12 protein-coding genes are annotated in these 15,769 nt (G+C 72.4%); 7 read left to right on the top strand and 5 right to left on the bottom strand.

The annotated features are described in order from the left end of the window. Positions 1 to 379: 379 nt before the first annotated feature. Complete coding sequence (locus tag CW362_RS39640; protein WP_240658296.1) at positions 380 to 1,147, bottom strand: IclR family transcriptional regulator; 768 nt, start codon at positions 1,145 to 1,147, stop codon at positions 380 to 382. A gap of 327 nt (positions 1,148 to 1,474) precedes the next feature. Here CW362_RS39640 and CW362_RS39635 point away from each other — a divergent pair, with 327 nt between their 5' ends. The 4 genes from CW362_RS39635 to CW362_RS39620 all read left to right on the top strand — a co-directional run bounded on the left by CW362_RS39635 (position 1,475) and on the right by CW362_RS39620 (position 8,103). Continuing rightward, entirely contained in the window at positions 1,475 to 2,812 is a 1,338-nt protein-coding gene (locus CW362_RS39635) for a 6-phospho-beta-glucosidase (protein ID WP_103554440.1), read from the top strand. A gap of 200 nt (positions 2,813 to 3,012) precedes the next feature. Next, on the top strand, positions 3,013 to 3,954 hold the full coding sequence (locus CW362_RS39630; protein ID WP_103554439.1) for an ABC transporter ATP-binding protein: 942 nt from the start codon (positions 3,013 to 3,015) through the stop codon (positions 3,952 to 3,954). Beyond that, positions 3,951 to 5,336 (top strand): ABC transporter permease, encoded by a 1,386-nt coding sequence (locus CW362_RS39625; protein WP_103554438.1) that lies wholly within the window; start codon positions 3,951 to 3,953, stop codon positions 5,334 to 5,336. Before CW362_RS39630 ends, CW362_RS39625 begins: the two co-directional genes overlap by 4 nt. A 10-nt stretch (positions 5,337 to 5,346) precedes the next feature. Then, positions 5,347 to 8,103 (top strand): bifunctional YncE family protein/alkaline phosphatase family protein, encoded by a 2,757-nt coding sequence (locus CW362_RS39620; protein WP_103554442.1) that lies wholly within the window; start codon positions 5,347 to 5,349, stop codon positions 8,101 to 8,103. Between the two features lie 104 nt (positions 8,104 to 8,207). Here CW362_RS39620 and CW362_RS39615 read toward each other — a convergent pair whose 3' ends face one another. Beyond that, positions 8,208 to 9,887, bottom strand: coding sequence for a carbohydrate binding domain-containing protein (locus CW362_RS39615; protein ID WP_240658295.1), 1,680 nt, complete (start codon positions 9,885 to 9,887; stop codon positions 8,208 to 8,210). 135 nt (positions 9,888 to 10,022) lie between these two features. Next, positions 10,023 to 11,210: an ATP-grasp domain-containing protein gene (locus tag CW362_RS39610; protein WP_103554436.1), complete on the bottom strand. Its 1,188-nt coding sequence runs from the start codon at positions 11,208 to 11,210 to the stop codon at positions 10,023 to 10,025. Positions 11,211 to 11,429: 219 nt separating this feature from the next. On the opposite strand from CW362_RS39610, the gene CW362_RS39605 reads away from it, so the two are divergent. Both CW362_RS39605 and CW362_RS39600 read left to right on the top strand, forming a co-directional pair. Beyond that, positions 11,430 to 12,371, top strand: coding sequence for a metallophosphoesterase family protein (locus CW362_RS39605; RefSeq protein WP_240658294.1), 942 nt, complete (start codon positions 11,430 to 11,432; stop codon positions 12,369 to 12,371). Beyond that, positions 12,319 to 13,062 carry a 4'-phosphopantetheinyl transferase family protein gene (locus tag CW362_RS39600; protein ID WP_103554434.1) on the top strand — a complete coding sequence of 248 codons (744 nt, stop codon included), beginning with the start codon at positions 12,319 to 12,321 and terminating at the stop codon, positions 13,060 to 13,062. The genes CW362_RS39605 and CW362_RS39600 overlap by 53 nt, the downstream gene beginning before the upstream one ends. Positions 13,063 to 13,149: 87 nt before the next feature. Here CW362_RS39600 and CW362_RS39595 read toward each other — a convergent pair whose 3' ends face one another. Continuing rightward, positions 13,150 to 13,386, bottom strand: coding sequence for a hypothetical protein (locus CW362_RS39595; RefSeq protein WP_103554433.1), 237 nt, complete (start codon positions 13,384 to 13,386; stop codon positions 13,150 to 13,152). Between the two features lie 253 nt (positions 13,387 to 13,639). Here CW362_RS39595 and CW362_RS39590 point away from each other — a divergent pair, with 253 nt between their 5' ends. Next, positions 13,640 to 14,683, top strand: coding sequence for an alpha/beta fold hydrolase (locus CW362_RS39590; RefSeq protein ID WP_103554432.1), 1,044 nt, complete (start codon positions 13,640 to 13,642; stop codon positions 14,681 to 14,683). 51 nt (positions 14,684 to 14,734) lie between these two features. On the opposite strand, the gene CW362_RS39585 is transcribed toward CW362_RS39590, so the two are convergent. After that, positions 14,735 to 15,769: MAB_1171c family putative transporter (locus CW362_RS39585; protein ID WP_103554431.1), on the bottom strand; the 1,035-nt coding region annotated here is incomplete at its 5' end.

The raw sequence follows: 15,769 nt of genomic DNA, 5'->3' as shown, positions 1-15,769 counted from the left end.
CGTCCCGGTGAGGCGGTGCCCGTCTCCTGGCGGGCGCCGCCTCACCGGGCCCACCGCGGTGGGCCGCGACAGGCCGGTGCCGGACCGCCGCCCGGACGGCGCCGGACGGTCGTGTCCGGTGGGTGTTCCGGCCGGTGTGGCGGGTCGTGTGGCGGGTGGGATGCCGGGGCCTGTGGCGGGTGGGGCGGGCGGTCGTGGTCGGGTGGGGCGTGGGCCGTCTCGGCCGACCGGGCCTGACGGTCGTGTCCGATGGGTGTCCCGGTCGGGGTGGGGCCGTGTGGCGGGTGGGGGCGGACCGTCTCGGCCGACGGTGGCGGACCGGCCTGGTCCCGTTCCCGGTGTGGAGGTCGGACCCGGGGCCGGTCGTGTCCACGCCCGCTCAGGCAGGCGGGTCCGTCCGTGTCGTCGGGGGCCGGCCGAGGGCCCGGGAGATCCCGAGGGCCGCCAGCCGCACCGCCGGGACCAGCACCGCCACCCGGGCCCCGGTCCAGGGCACCACGAGTGACACGGCCGCGACGACCGAGCCGTCCGCACCACGCACCGGCGCGGCCACCGACAGGGCGTCGTCGGTGACCTGACGGCTGCTCACCGCCACTCCCGCACGCCTGACTTCGGCCAGGGCGCGGCGCAGCCGAACCGGATCGGTGATCGTGTACGGGGTGTACGCGGCCAACGGCCCGGCGCAGTAGGCGTCCTGGAAATCGGGCCGGGCGTGCGCGAGCAGCGCGAGCCCGACGCCCGTCGCGTGCAGCGGCCAGCGGGCGCCCACCTGGATGCGTACGCCGACCGACGAACGCCCCGAGATCCACTCGGTGTAGACGACCTCGGCACCGTCCCGGACCGCCAACTGCACGTTCTCGTGAGTCGCTTCGTACAGGTCCTCCAGGTACGGCAGGGCGATCTGGCGCAGCGCGGGGCCGCGCGGGGCGAGCGCCGCGAGTTCCCACAGGCGCAGGCCCACGTGGTAGGCGCCGTTCGCGTCCCGTTCCAGCGCGCCCCACCCGGTGAGCGCGGCCACCAGCCGGTGGGCGGTGGTGAGACTGAGGCCGGCCCGGCGGCTGATGTCCGTCAAGGACAGCGCCGTGTGCTCCTGGTCGAAGGCGGCGAGCACGGCGAGGAGGCGGCCGGGAGCGGACGGGCCGGTCACGGGTACGGCCCGGCGGCCGGTGTCCGTGGGCGGACCGCGCGTCCACGGCTCCCCGGCGGTGGCGCGGCCGGTCCCCGGGGGTGCTCGGCGGCGCGCCGTCGACCTGCCATGACCGGCTCCCTGCGGGCCGACCCGGGCGGGGGCCCAGGCGGGGGGACCCACCATGCCGTACGGGCCGGACGGCGGCAATCGCCGGCGCCGGCCGGGGACCCGACGTGGTGGTGCCGGACCGGCCCGTGCGCGATGGCACGCTGATCCCTGGAAGACAGGGGTGGACCGGGCGGTCGCGGCCCGCGTCCCCGTACGGACTGCGAAGGTGGTACTTGCGTGAGGCTGACCATTCTGGGCGGCGGAGGATTCCGGGTCCCGCTCGTGTACGGAGCGCTCCTCGGGGACCGGGCCGAGGGCCGCGTCACCCGGGTCGTGCTGCACGACCTGGACGCGGGACGGCTCTCGGCCGTGGCCCGTGTCCTCGCCGAGCAGGCGGCCGGGGACCCGGACGCACCGGAGGTGACCGTCACCACCGACCTCGACGAGGCCCTGCGCGGCGCCGACTTCGTCTTCTCCGCGATCCGCGTCGGCGGTCTGGAAGGGCGTGCGGCGGACGAGCGGGTCGCCCTCGCCCAGGGCGTCCTCGGCCAGGAGACGGTCGGCGCCGGCGGTATCGCGTACGGCCTGCGCACCGTGCCCGTCGCCGTGGACATCGCGCGGCGGGTGGCCCGGCTCGCGCCCGACGCCTGGGTCATCAACTTCACCAACCCGGCCGGGCTGGTCACCGAGGCCATGTCCCGTCACCTCGGCGACCGGGTGATCGGAATCTGCGACTCGCCGGTCGGCCTCGGGCGCAGGATCGCCAAGGTCCTCGGCGCGAACCCGCGCGAGGCGTGGATCGACTACGTCGGGCTCAACCACCTCGGCTGGGTACGGGGTCTGCGCGTCGCCGGCCGCGACGAACTCCCGCGTCTGCTCGCCGACCCCGCTCTGCTCGGCTCCTTCGAGGAGGGCCGGCTCTTCGGCCCGCAGTGGCTCCAGTCCCTGGGCGCCGTCCCCAACGAGTACCTGCACTACTACTACTTCAACCGCGAGACCGTACGCGCCTACCAGCGGGCCGAGAAGACGCGCGGTGCCTTCCTGCGCGACCAACAGGCCGGTTTCTACGAGGAGGCGGCGCGCCCGGACGCGGCGGCCCTGGCCGCGTGGGAGCGTACCCGGGCCGAGCGCGAGGCCACGTACATGGCGGAGAACCGGGACGCCGCCGGTGCCGGGGAGCGCGAGGAGGACGACCTCTCCGGCGGCTACGAGAAGGTCGCGCTCGCCCTGATGCGGGCCATCGCCCGCGACGAACGCACCACCCTGATCCTCAACGTCCGCAACCGCGGCACGCTGAGCGTCCTCGACGCCGAGGCGGTCGTCGAGGTGCCGTGCCTGGTGGACGCCAACGGCGCCCATCCCGTCGCGGCCGCCCCGTTGCCGGGCCACGCCACCGGACTGGTGTGCGCGGTCAAGGCGGTGGAACGGGAGGTGCTCTCCGCCGCCGAGTCGGGCTCCCGCACGACCGCGGTGAAGGCCTTCGCCCTGCACCCGCTCGTCGACTCGGTCGCCGTCGCGCACGCGCTCGTCGACGGCTACACGGCCGTGCACCCGGGTCTCGCCTACCTGTCGTAGGGCTCGGATCGAGCCGAAATCGGCGCACGCGGGGGCTGCCCGGTTCCCTCCCGATGACTCCCGCTTTGCACACCGGACTTGCCGACGCCTTGACGCTCCGTTCCCTGCGTGTTCAGCCATCCGTCCGTACCCGCGTTGTGTAGCGTCTCTATGGTCCCTGAGTACTTCGAGTGCGCCGAGTGCTTCGGAGGAAGGAACTCATGGACAGACCTCTCGCCGTCCGGGCCCGTGGGATCACCAAGTGCTTCGGGGACGTCGTGGCACTCGACGGCGTCGATCTGGACGTGGCACGAGGTCAGATCCACGGCCTGGTCGGACCGAACGGCGCCGGCAAGACGACCCTGCTCGGTCTGCTGCTGGGCCTGGCCGTCGCCGACGAAGGCCGCCTGGAGATCCTCGGCACCCGGATCGGACGGGCGCTCGCCGCCCCCGACGGCGTCGCCGGCTTCGTCGACGGTCCCGGCCTCTACCCCTCGCTCACCGCCCGGCAGAACCTCGCCGCCCTGGCCGCGCTCCGCGGCCGGAGCGCGCGGGCGGCCGGGGTCGGCGACGTGCTCGACCAGGTCGGGCTCACCGACGTCGCCGACGACCCGGTCCGCGGATACTCCCTCGGCATGCGCCAGCGGCTCGGCCTCGCCGCCGCCCTGCTCACCGGCCCCCGGCTGCTCGTGCTCGACGAACCGTCCAACGGCCTCGATCCGGCGGGCAAACGCCATGTGCACGGTGTCCTCGACCGGCTCGCCGCGAACGGGACCGCGGTCGTCCTCTCCAGCCACCGCATGGACGACCTCCAGGCCCTGTGCTCCGAGGTCACCATCCTCGCGACCGGACGGACCGTCTTCTCCGGCCCGCTCGGCAAACTGGCCGCGGAGAACCGCGAACTCGACTACCGGCTGCTCACCTCCGACCCGGCGGCCGCCCGCCCGTTGGCGCTCGCCACGGCCGGGATCCGGGTCGTCGACGACGCCGTACCGCGGCACGACACCGATGTGCTGGTCGTGCGCGCGCTGGTGCCCGCCGTCGACGAACTGGTGGCGCGGCTCGTGGGCGCGGGCATCGCGCTGCGCGAGCTCGCCCCCGTGGTGTCGCCCCTCGAAGCCGCGTTCCTCGCCCTCACCGAACAGAAGGAGACCGGCGGATGACCGCGACCGTCGCCGAGGACGCCGACCGCGAAGCACACGGCCCGGACCGGGGCGCCACCGCGGTCCCCCGGGTCCCGGTCGCCCGCGTCTACCGCTTCGAACTGGTCAAGCTCGTCTCGCAGTGGCGGATCCGCCTGCTGGTCCTCGCCTGCTGGATCGTTCCGGGGCTGTTCGTCGCCGCGGTCGGCCGGCAGAGCACGCTTCCCGTCGACACCCTCTTCGGCCGCTGGATGCACGCCACGGGGTGGGCGGGAGCCCTGGTGACGCTCGGCTTCGCGGGCACCTGGGCGCTCCCGCTGCTGACCTCGGTCGTCGCCGGTGACGTGTTCGCCTCCGAGGACCGGCTCGGCACCTGGCGCCATCTGCTGGTGGCGGTCCGGTCACCGCGCCGGATCTTCGCCGCGAAGGCACTGGCGGGCCTCACGGTCGTCCTGCTGCTCGTGGCCGGACTGGTCGCCTCCAGCTCGGCCGGCGGGCTCGTCGCGATCGGCGACCGGCCGCTCGTCGGCCTCGACGGTCACCTGCTGACACCGGCGGACGCCGCCGGCAAGGTCCTGCTCGCCTGGGCCTGCGTCCTCGCCCCGACCCTGGCCCTCGCCGCCGTGGGACTGCTCGGGTCCGTCGCTCTGGGACGGTCCCCGACGGGACTGCTGCTGCCCGCGCTCGTCGCGCTCGCGATGCAGCTCGCCCAGATGATGCCGCTCCCCGTCGCCGTGCGTCTCGCCCTGCCCGGCTACGCCTTCATCGCCTGGAACGGTCTGTTCACCAGCCCCGCCCAGCTCGGCCCGCTCCTGATCGGGATCGCGGTCAGCCTGCTGTGGGCGGTGACCGCGACGGTGTCGGCCTTCCTGCTCTTCCTGCGGCGGGACTTCACCTCCGCGGCCCACGACGGTCCGGGCCGCGGCGCGGTCACCGCCGGAGTCCTGCCGCTCGCCGCCCTGGCCGCCGTGACGGCCGCGGCCGTCACCACCGCCACGGGGGCCACGGGCTCGGGGATCGAGCAGGACAAGGTCCAGCGCTCGGCCGCGACGGCGTTCGCCCACCTCTACCGGATGCAGACCCGCCAGCTCAACCGCCCGGCCGTCACGGAGGCGCAGTTGAAGGTCACGGCGGACTGCGACAAGGGCAGCGTCAAGGTCGCGGCCGAGGGACCGGGCAACGACTGGCGCTGCGTCGTCTCCTGGCACCTTCCCGGCGTCGACGCCGTGGGGACGGCCGTCTACCAGCTCGACATCACCCCGGACGGGCGGTTCATGGCCGACGGCGACGGACCGAAGGAGGTGAACGGCTACTTCCTGGTCCGCACCCCCGACGGGGACGCACCGAACCCGCTGTGGCAGTTCGACGGCAACGTCGACCTGCTCGCCACCTCGAAGGGATGACTCCATGCAGGTGCAGGTAACGCGTCGCCGACGGAGTGCGCAGAGGGGGCGTCCGGGCCCGTCCGGCAGACACCCCGGAAGACGGATACCTCTGGTGACGACGGGCACCACCGTACTCGCCCTCGTCGCCGCGGGAGCCGCGTTCGCCCAGACGGACCAGTTCGGCACGGACCGGGTCGGCCAGGTCACCGACCACGGTCAGGTCATCTCCAGCGACCAGTACATCGCCCCGTACGGCGACCGGCTCGTCGTCCAGAACGGGAAGATCATGTCGTCCTCGGTCAGCCCGGACGGCACCCACCTCGCGGCCTCGGTCACCGACGGCGGGAGCGCCCTGGCGATCGTCGACCTGAAGAGCTGGAAGGTGCAGCAGCTCGTCGGCAGCTCCGCGACCTCCGTCCCGCGCATCAGCGGCAACAGCGTGGGCCAGGAGGGTCCGACGTACTCGCCCGACGGCTCGCAGCTCTGGCTGGGCCAGACCGACGGCTACACCCGGTTCACGGTGAACGCGGACGGCGGTGTCACCGCCCCGGTGTTCGTCCCGGTCGCCGCGGACGGGGCCAAGCACGCGCTCGTGGGCGCGGCGGTGTTCTCCTCCGACGGCGCCACCGTGTACTCCGCGGTCAACGGACAGAACCGGGTGGTCGCCATCGACACGGCCACCGGCACCGTCCGGCAGAGCTGGAACGTGGGCAACGCCCCGCGCGGTCTGGCCGAGGTGGACGGCAAGCTCTACGTCAGCAACGAGGGCGGGCGCCCGGCACGGGTCGGCGACACCACGCTCAACTCCTACAACACGCAGGTCCCGGCGGACCCGGTCACCGCGGCCACCACCACCGGCACCGTCAGCGTCATCGACCTGGCGGACCCGGCCGCCGCCGTCGGGAGCATCCCCGTCGGTCTGCACCCGACCGCCCTGTACGCCAAGGGCGGGGCGCTGTTCGTCACCAACACCGCCACCAACGACGTGTCGGTCATCGACACCGCCAAGGACAAGGTCGTCCAGACCATCGCGACCCAGCCGTGGCCCGAGGCGTCGGTGGGCTACGAACCCGACGCGGTGACGCTCACCGACGACGGCAGGCTGCTGGTGACGCTCGGCCGGGCCAACGCCGTGGCCGTGTACCGCTACCGGTCCCCGCAGGATCCGGTCCGCTACGTCGGACTGCTCCCGACGGACTACTTCCCCGCGGAGATCGCCGTCACGGGCAAGGACGTCGTGGTCTCCAACACCCGTGGCGTCGACGCCCGCCGGACCACCACCACCGCCGGGCACGGCACCCACGACACGACGTCCAGCGTGCAGCGGTTCACCCTGCCCGACGACAGCGTCATCAGGGCCCGGACGGCCAAGGTCTTCCGGCAGAACGGCTGGACCCCCGGCTCGGTCGTCCGGGCCGAGGGCAAGGGCCGTGCGAAGCCCGTCCCGGTCCCGCTGCGGCTCGGCGAACCCTCGACGATCAAACACGTCTTCCTGCTCGTCAAGGAGAACCGCACCTACGACGAGATCTTCGGGGACGTCCCGGAGGGCGAAGGCGACCCGTCGCTGGCGCAGTTCGGCGAGAACGTGACGCCGAACCAGCACGCGCTGGCCCGGCAGTTCGGGCTGTACGACAACACCTACGACATCGGCACGAACTCCGCGGAGGGCCACAACTGGCTGATGCAGGCGGACGATCCGGAGTACACCGAGTCCTCGGCCGGTGAGTACGCGCGCAGTTACGACACCGAGGACGACGCGCTCGGACACCAGCGGACCGGCTTCCTGTGGACCGGCGCGCAGGCGGCGGGCAACTCGGTCCGGGACTTCGGCGAGTTCCACCAGTTCCTCACCAAGCCGACGGGCGCGAGCTGGCAGAACCTGTACTGCGACTCCAGGAACATGGCGTCGACCGGCCAGGACACCGCGTACACGCTGAACTCCTCGTCGCCGATCCCCTCGCTCAACGACGTGTCCGTGCACAGCTTCGCGAAGTTCGACACCAGCGTCCCGGACGTCTACCGGGAGGAGGTCTGGAAGCGTGACTTCGAGCGGAACGGTCCGGCGAACCTGAACATGCTCTGGCTCTCCAGCGACCACACCGGAGGTCCGGCGAACGCGGTCGCCCAAGTGGCGGACAACGACCTCGCGACCGGCAGGATCGTCGACGAGATCTCGCACAGCGCGTACTGGAAGGACTCGGTGGTCTTCGTCGTCGAGGACGACTCCCAGGCCGGTCTCGACCACGTCGACGGCCACCGTGCCCCGATCCAGATCATCAGCCCCTGGGCCCGGCGCGGCATCGTCGACAGCCACTACTACTCGCAGATCACGCTGATCCGGACCATCGAGCAGATCCTCGGCATCCACCCCATGAACCAGAAGGACAGCGCGGCCACCCCGATGCGCGCCGCCTTCACCCGGCACCCCGACTTCACGCCGTTCACGGCGCTGCCCAACCGGACCTCGCTGACCGACGGCCTCAAGACCCCGCCGTCCTGCGGCCTGGACATCCCGGCGCCCCAGAACCCCGCCGCGGCGCCCGTGCCGTCGGCGAAGGTGCCGGCGGACAAGGAGGCGCTCGCCGCGCAGTGGGACACCTGGAAGTCGCGCCAGCGGCTCACCGGGCCCGACGCCGTTCCCGACTTCGCCAACCCCGCGCAGATGAACCACTTCACGTGGTACGAGACGCACGGGTGGACCGAGCCGTACCCCGGTGAGCACAAGATCTTCGAGCCTCAGGACGTGCCGGGCGCCTATCTCCCGCCGTCGGAGTCCGACGGCTGACGGCCGCCGGCCGCCGGACGGCGGCGGCCGGTGCCCGAGTGCGACGCGACGGGCCGCCCGGATGTCCCGGACGGCCCGTCGTGTCTCCGCGTTCCCCGTCGTCGTCAGCCCGTGAAACCGGCCGTGATCGACGTGAACTGCCAGGTGCTCTGGCTGATGCCGGAGCAGTTGCTCACCACGCCGCCCCCGGGGCAGGGCCGGTCGCGGTTGACCGACCAGTAGGCGAGCCGGGCGATGTGGTGGGAGTTGGCCCAGTCACGGATCGAGGTCCAGATCGCCGGGGTGGTGTTCTCCTGCTGGTCGGACAGCCCGTTCATGCCGGAGATGCCGATGTGGGAGTAGGCCGTGGCGTCGTCCCAGCCGAACGTGGACTTCAGCTTGGCCTTCAGTCCCTCGGTGGCGTTGACCGTGTTGCCGTACATGTCGGAGCCGCCGCCGAAGTCGAACGGCATGATGGTGAAGACGTCGATGCCGGCGTTCAGGGACTGCGCCTGCTCGATGAGCCGGTTGCCGTAGTAGGTCGGGCCGGTCGTCGAGGTGCCGAAGGTGACGATCGTCTTCAGGCCGGGGTTGTTGGCCTTGACGGTCTTCAGCGCGGTCAGGATCTTCGCCTGGACGGCCTCGTTCTCGAACTCGTCGGTGTTCTCGACGTCCATGTCGATCGCCTTGAGGCCGTAGGCGTCGATCACCTTCTGCAGCGCACCGGCGAGCGCGCTCGCCGAGGAGCAGTTGGCGCCGAGCTTGCTTCCCTGCCAGCCGCCGAACGACGGGACGATGTCACCGCCCGCGGAACGGATCTGGTTGATGGCGGTCTGGTCGACACCGCCGGTCAGTGCCCGGCTGCCGTCCCAGGCGGGGTTGCAGCCGCCGGAGTCGAGGACGAACGCCATCGTGAACCACTTGATCCCGGTCGCGCTCATCACCGTGGTCGGGTTCGGGGGGTCGCCCCAGCCCTCGTACAGGTACGGAGCGGCCTGCTTGAAGCCGGTGCCGCCCCCGCCGCCCGCGTCCGTGGTGACGCTCACGGAGTTGGAGGCCGCCGAGGTGTTCCCGGCCGCGTCCCGCGCCTTGACGGTGAACGAGTACGCGGTGCTCGCGGACAGCCCGCCGACCGTGCCGCTCGTGCCCGACACGCTGAGCACCTTGTTGGAGCCGCTGTAGACGTCGTACCCGGTGACGCCGACGTTGTCGCTCGACGCGCTCCAGGACAGGGACACGCTGGAGGACGTCTTGCCGGTGGACTTCAGGTTGGCGGGCGCGGTCGGCGCCTGGGTGTCGCCGCCGCCACCGCCGGGACCGTCGAGGCTGATGTCGTCGGCGTAGTAGGTGCCCTGCGCGTACCAGCCGTGGACGTAGATCTTGGCGCTGGTCTGCGAGGCGCCGGTGGTGAAGGACACGGTGAGCCGGCTGTACGCCGACGGGGACGTCGTCCAGGTCGAGGCACCGCCGTCCACACCGAGGTAGACGTAGCTGCCGCGTACCCAGCCGGAGAGGCTGTACGTCGTGTTCGGCTGGACCGAGACGGTCTGGGCGCACTGGGCGTTGTCGCTCGAACTCACCGCCCCCGCGAGGGCCTTGGAGCCCCCGTGCACGGGGCTGGAGACGACCGAACCCAGGTTGCCGGAACAGGACCAGGGGGAGAGGTTCCCGGTCTCGAAGCCGGGATTGGTCAGGATGTTGGCCGCCTGGGCCGTACCCGGCAGGGCGACCGCGCCGGCGAGTGCCAGCGCGGCCGTGCCCAGCAGGGCGAGGAAACGGTGTCTGGAACGTCTGAGCATGGTCATGCGCACGCGATCTCCCTGGATATATGGGGGTGTTCGGGAGTGCAGAGAGGTGCGCAACCAAGTTGGTATGGACCAATCCCGCTGTCAAGACACCGCGCGGGAATTGGTCCAGACCGGTAAAGGGGGGCGGGCCGGCTAGGCGGGGGCGATCGCCGCGGTGGCGGACGCGTCGGCCCGGGCGGGAACGGCGGGGGCGGTCGTCACGACGGGCGCGGGCTGCGCAGCGCCGGGCTCCGTGGCCTGCGCCGGCATCGCGGACAGGGTGGGGACGCCCGGGTCGGTCCGCTGCGCCGGCAGCGGCACCGGACGCACCGGACGCGGCCCGGCGACCACCGTGTAGTCCGGTCCGAGGAACGGCGGGACCAGCTCGCCCGTCTCCTCGCCCAGCGCCAACTGCACAGCCGCCCAAGGGGCGTTGACCCCGCACTGGGCGATCTGGTGCAGTCCGCCCGCCGGACGGGTGTTCACGTCCATCAGCACCGGCTCGTCGCCGTACATGCGGAACTGGACGTTGGACAGATAGTGCAGTCCGAACGCCTCCGCGAGCAGCCGGGCGGGCTCGATCCACGCGTCGTCGAGGGTGAAACCGCGCCGACGGCCGTTCTTCGTGCGGCCGATGGCCATGCGGACGCGGCCGTCCGGCCCGGTGAGGCAGTCCACCGACACCTCCGGCTGTCCGAGGTGCGGCATCACCAGCCAGTCGACGGGCTCCGCGGCCGTGCGCAGCGCCTCCACCACCAGGTCCAGCGGCACGTACGCGCTCGGGAAGCCGTTGAGGTGCATGAGCGAGAAGGGGGTACGGGTGATCACCCGGAAACCCACCCCGCCCGCCCCGGCCGCCGGCTTGAAGCAGGCCCGCTGCCCCGCCCCCTCCAACTCCTCGACCGCCGCGATGAGTTCCTCGACCGTGCGCACCCGGTACCACGGCGGGACCGGAATGCCCACGGCCTTCACGGCCTGGTACGCGACGGCCTTGTCGTGGAAGACCGCGACCGCCTCCGCCCGCGGCGCCAGCAGCGCCGTGCCGAGGGCCGCGAACTCGGCGCGCTGCGCCACGATCGCGTCCTGGTGCAGGACAGGCACGAACACGTCGACGCGGCGGCGTGCGCACATGTCGAGGGCGTACTCGACGTAGGCGCGCGGCGACAGGCCCTCGGGCTCCGTCTCGGCGGTGTCGGCGGCGGCCAGTACGGGAGAGTCGGCGTCACCGTGGGTGGCGTGGATCTCGACCGCGCGGTGCTGCGGATTGTTCCGCAGCTGATCCATGAAGAACACGTTCTCCGCGTACGTGCGGTTGAGCCAGACGCGTACGCGAGAGCCCATGCGAGCCACCATTCGGGGTTTGCGGGCACGGTGGAGCGGGCCGGGCCCGGCCAGGGGTAGGGGAGACACACCGAGCCGTCGCACGCGAGGGAGATTCGAGCGGTGGTGTAGGGGCGATCATAGGGGTCGTGGGACCCTGGTGCTGCTACGGGGATGTTACGGATTCGCCGACCCGCCCGCCGGGTTGCTCCTTGTACGACGGGGGGCGCGTGTGCTGTCGTGTCGGTATTCGCTTTCTACGGGGGTGGCGTGGTGCGGCCGACGGGCGACGGTGCCGGAAATCTGCTGGCCGTCAGCGACCTGCACATCGGCTACGCCGAGAACCGCGCCCTGGTCGAGGACATGCGCCCGGAGTCGGACGAGGACTGGCTCCTGGTGGCCGGTGACATCGGTGAGATCGTCGACGACGTCCGGTGGACCCTCAAGACGCTCGGTGACCGCTTCCGGAAGGTCGTCTGGGTGCCGGGCAACCACGAGCTGTGGACCCATCCCAAGGACCCGGTCCAGCTACGCGGCGTGGCCCGCTACGAGCATCTGGTGTCCCTGTGCCGGGAGTTGGGCGTCATCACCCCCGAGGACCCCTACCCCGTCTGGAACGGGCCGGGCGGCCCCGCCGTCGTCGCGCCGCTCTTCCTGCTCTACGACTACTCCTTCCTGCCGCAGGGCTGCACCACCAAGGAGGAGGGACTCGCGTACGCCCACGGGACCGGCATCGTGTGCGCGGACGAGTACCTGCTGCACCCCGACCCGTATCCGAGCCGCGAGGCCTGGTGCCGGGCCCGGGTGGCCGAGACCGAGCGCCGGCTCGCCGCGGTTCCCGACGGACTGCCGGTCATCCCGGTGAACCACTACCCCCTGGACCGCCACCCGATGGACGTCCTGTGGCACCCCGAGTTCGCCATGTGGTGCGGCACGGCGGCGACCGCCGACTGGCACCGCAGGTTCCGCGTCGAAACCATGGTCTACGGGCATCTGCACATCCCCCGCACCACCTGGCACGAGGGTGTCCGGTTCGAGGAGGTGTCGGTGGGCTATCCGAGAGAATGGCGCAGGCGACCGGGACCGCCGGGCACGCTGCGCCGCATTCTGCCGATGGAGGTCGGAGCCGGTGATGGAGGAACTGCTTCCGGAGTCGGTGGTGGTCGTGGAGAGCCACGGTGACGACGGGGCCGGGGACGCGAGCCTGTACCCGGAGGAACTGGCGGTCGTGAGCCGGGCCGTGGGCAAGCGGCGCCGTGAGTTCGCCTCCGTGCGCGTCTGCGCCCGGCGTGCCATGGAGAAGCTCGGCGTGGCCCCCGCGCCCGTGCTGCCGGGCGAACGCGGAGCCCCGCAGTGGCCGGCGGGGGTCATCGGCAGCATGACGCACTGCGAGGGGTACGGCGCCGCCGCGCTCGCCCGGACCGACGATCTGGCCTCCCTCGGCATCGACGCCGAACCCCATCTGGCGCTCCCCGACGGTGTCCTGGAGACCATCGCCCTGTCCGGTGAGTCGGCCCGCCTGGAGCGTCTCGGCGCCCGGGCGTCCGCCGTGCACTGGGACCGGCTGCTGTTCAGCGCCAAGGAGTCGGTCTACAAGGCGTGGTTCCCGCTCACCGGCAAGTGGCTCGACTTCTCCGAGGCGGACATAGACGTCTTCCCCGAACCGACGCCTGCCGCAGACGGCTTCTCGGGAGGCCTGCGTGCCCGGCTCCTGGTCCCGGGGCCCGTGGTGGACGGCGTCCCCGTCCAGACCTTCGAGGGACGCTGGACCGTCCGGCACGGGCTGCTCGCGACGGCGATCACGGTCCCGTGGCCCGCATCCGGCCCGGCTGCCGGGCCGACGCGCGAAGGGACCGAGGGCGCGGCCGGCTGAGACAGGGCCCTGCGCGGGCCCTGCGCGGCCTTCGCCCGGCAGCCGGCGCCGCCGGTCCCCGCTCCGGGAGAACGGGCCCCGGACTTCTCACGTCCTGCCGGGTACCGGGTTCCAGGAGTGCAGCAGTTCGAAGAAGGCGTCCTCGTTGCCCGCGAGGCCCGCCGCCTTCAGGGCCTGTTCCGTCTCGGCGAGGACGGCGGGCGGGACCATGGGTGGCCCACCCCCGTCCGGCGGGGCGTCGAATGCCGCTCGTACCGTCCCGAGGAGGCGGAGGTAGGCCTGCACGGCGGCGCGTTCACGGTCGGTCAGTACGGCGGTCGGCATCGGACGGCTCTCCCCGGTCGGCTGGTCGTGACACTGGTCCTGATCCCAGCTTGCCGTCCGCCACTGACAATCCGGTTCCGGTCCGCGGAGGTTCGCCCGCTTAGCGGAGGTGAAACCTCATGGAAATCCCAGGTGGAACGGGGGCCCTACGCTGGAGAGGAGAGCCGGGGCCGCCTGCCGGACGGCCCCGCAGCCGCCCCTGCGGCGGCTCGGGAGCCGCCCGAGCGGCGGCCTGGGAACGGGAGGTCGGCCCGTGGTCGACGTACAGTCTCGGCAGCCGCGGCGCACCCCGCGGCTGCGTTCGGTCGGTGACGGAGAACTGCGCCTGCGCCACCGTGTCGTGCACGGCTACCGGCGCGCCTACCGGATGGCGGGAGAGGGCCCGGCGCTCGTCCTGATCCACGGCATCGGGGACTCGTCCGCGACCTGGGCGGACCTGATCCCGGACCTCGCCCGCACCCATACGGTGATCGCGCCCGACCTGCTGGGCCACGGCGCGTCCGACAAGCCGCGCGCCGACTACTCGGTGGCCGCGTACGCCAACGGTGTGCGCGATCTGCTGGCCACGCTCGACATCGAGTCCGCCACACTGGTCGGGCATTCGCTGGGCGGGGGAGTGGCGATGCAGTTCGCCTACCAGTTCCCCGAGCGGACCGAACGGCTCGTCCTGGTCAGCGCGGGCGGTGTCGGCGGCGAGGTCAATCCCGTGCTGCGTGCCGTGTCGCTGCCCGGCGCGCAGCTGCTGCTGTCCGCGCTGCGACTGCCCGGAATGGGCTTCCAAGTGGGCCTCTTCCTGCGTCTGATGCGCATGATCGACGCCGATCTGGCACGGGACGCGCCGGAGTTGGTGAACCTCGTGGACGCGCTGCCCGACGCGACCTCGCGCAGCGCCTTCATCCGGACCCTGCGGGCCGTGGTCGACTGGCGCGGCCAGGCGGTCACCATGCTCGACCGCTGCTACCTCACCGAGGGCATGCCCACCATGCTGCTCTGGGGCAGCCGGGACAGCGTGGTGCCGGTGCGGCACGCCCACGGGGCCCACGAGGCCATGCCGGGCAGCCGCCTGGAGATCTTCGAGGGGGCGGGGCACTTCCCCTTCCACAGCGATCCGGCACGCTTCCTGAGCCTGGTCGAGGAGTTCACGGCCACCACGGCTCCGGCCGACTGGAGCCGTGAGAAGTGGCGGGAACTGCTGCGCGCCGGGCGTCCGGGCACGGCGGCGGGGCAGCCCGACACCGCCCGGAGCCGCGCGGTGGAGAGGGAACTGCGCGAGGCCAGTGAGCGCAGCGCGACCTGAAGCCCCGGCCGGGGCGCCGCCCGTGTCCTGACGGGGGCGCCCCCGAAGGGGTCACACCGCCCGTTCGCGGGTGTCGTGCTCCCCTCCGGCCGGTCCCCGGCCCCGCGCCGCCGCGACGACGGGCGAACGGCGCAGCGCGATGGACATGCGCACGAGATCGCGCTGCCCGTCGGTGTGCGCGAACGTGGATCCGGCCGAGGGCGGTACGTCCGCCGTCTCCGCCGAGCTGATGACGCGTCCTTCCGGATCGGCGGCCCTGGCCCGCACCGCGACCGTCACCATCACGGCGTCCGCCTCGGCCTGGGCCTCGGCGGCGGAGGAACCCGCCGCGACCGCGGCGCCGTACGCCCGGGAGCGCACCTCGGAGTCGAAGTAGGGGTAGAGGCTCAGCATGCCGTCATGGATGTCCGACTCCCGTTGGGTGACCTGGAGTTCGGCGGACGACCACCAGGACATCCGTACCGCGCGGTCCTCCGGCACGGAGACCGGCTTCAGCTCGCGCCACAGGGGCCCGAGCCTGCGGTAGGTCGACCAGGTGTTCCAGCTGTCCTCGACGCGCCGCCAGGCGAGGGGGAGGCAGAAGCCGACGGCGGTGATCTGGGCCCCGGCCGAGGCCAGCAGCGGGGCCGTGTTGGTGCTGAGACCGTCCAGGTCCACGCCGTTCCAGCGGGCGACCACCGCGGTGAACTTGGCCGCGGAGTAGGGGATGTTGCACAGCGCCCCGAAAGCGATGATCACCAGCCCGGCGCGCAGCCGGCCGCGCACCTCGATCGCCCATCGCCAGCACATGACGTTCATCGCGACACCGGCGACGGTGAGCGAGGCGAGGTACAGGACGATCATCTCGCGGATGAAGGGGGTGTTGGCGTAGTAGGTGTCGAGGTCGCGCAGCCGTTCCTCGGAGGCGTCCCCGAGGGCGAACAGGACGATCAGCGCCACGCCGACCACGGTGTACCCGAGGATCCAGCGGCGTGAGAGCCGCCGGGTCACCTCGGGCGGTCCGCCGCGCCAGTTGATGATCAGCACCAGGCACGAGGCGCTGTAGGCGCTCAGCAGGCAGTAGACGAGGGGGGCCGAGACATTGGG

The sequence above is a fragment of the Streptomyces populi genome, assembly GCF_002911015.1.
In the GTDB taxonomy this organism is placed as follows: Bacteria; Actinomycetota; Actinomycetes; order Streptomycetales; family Streptomycetaceae; genus Streptomyces; species Streptomyces populi.
This window is presented reverse-complemented; position numbering and strand designations above follow the sequence as displayed.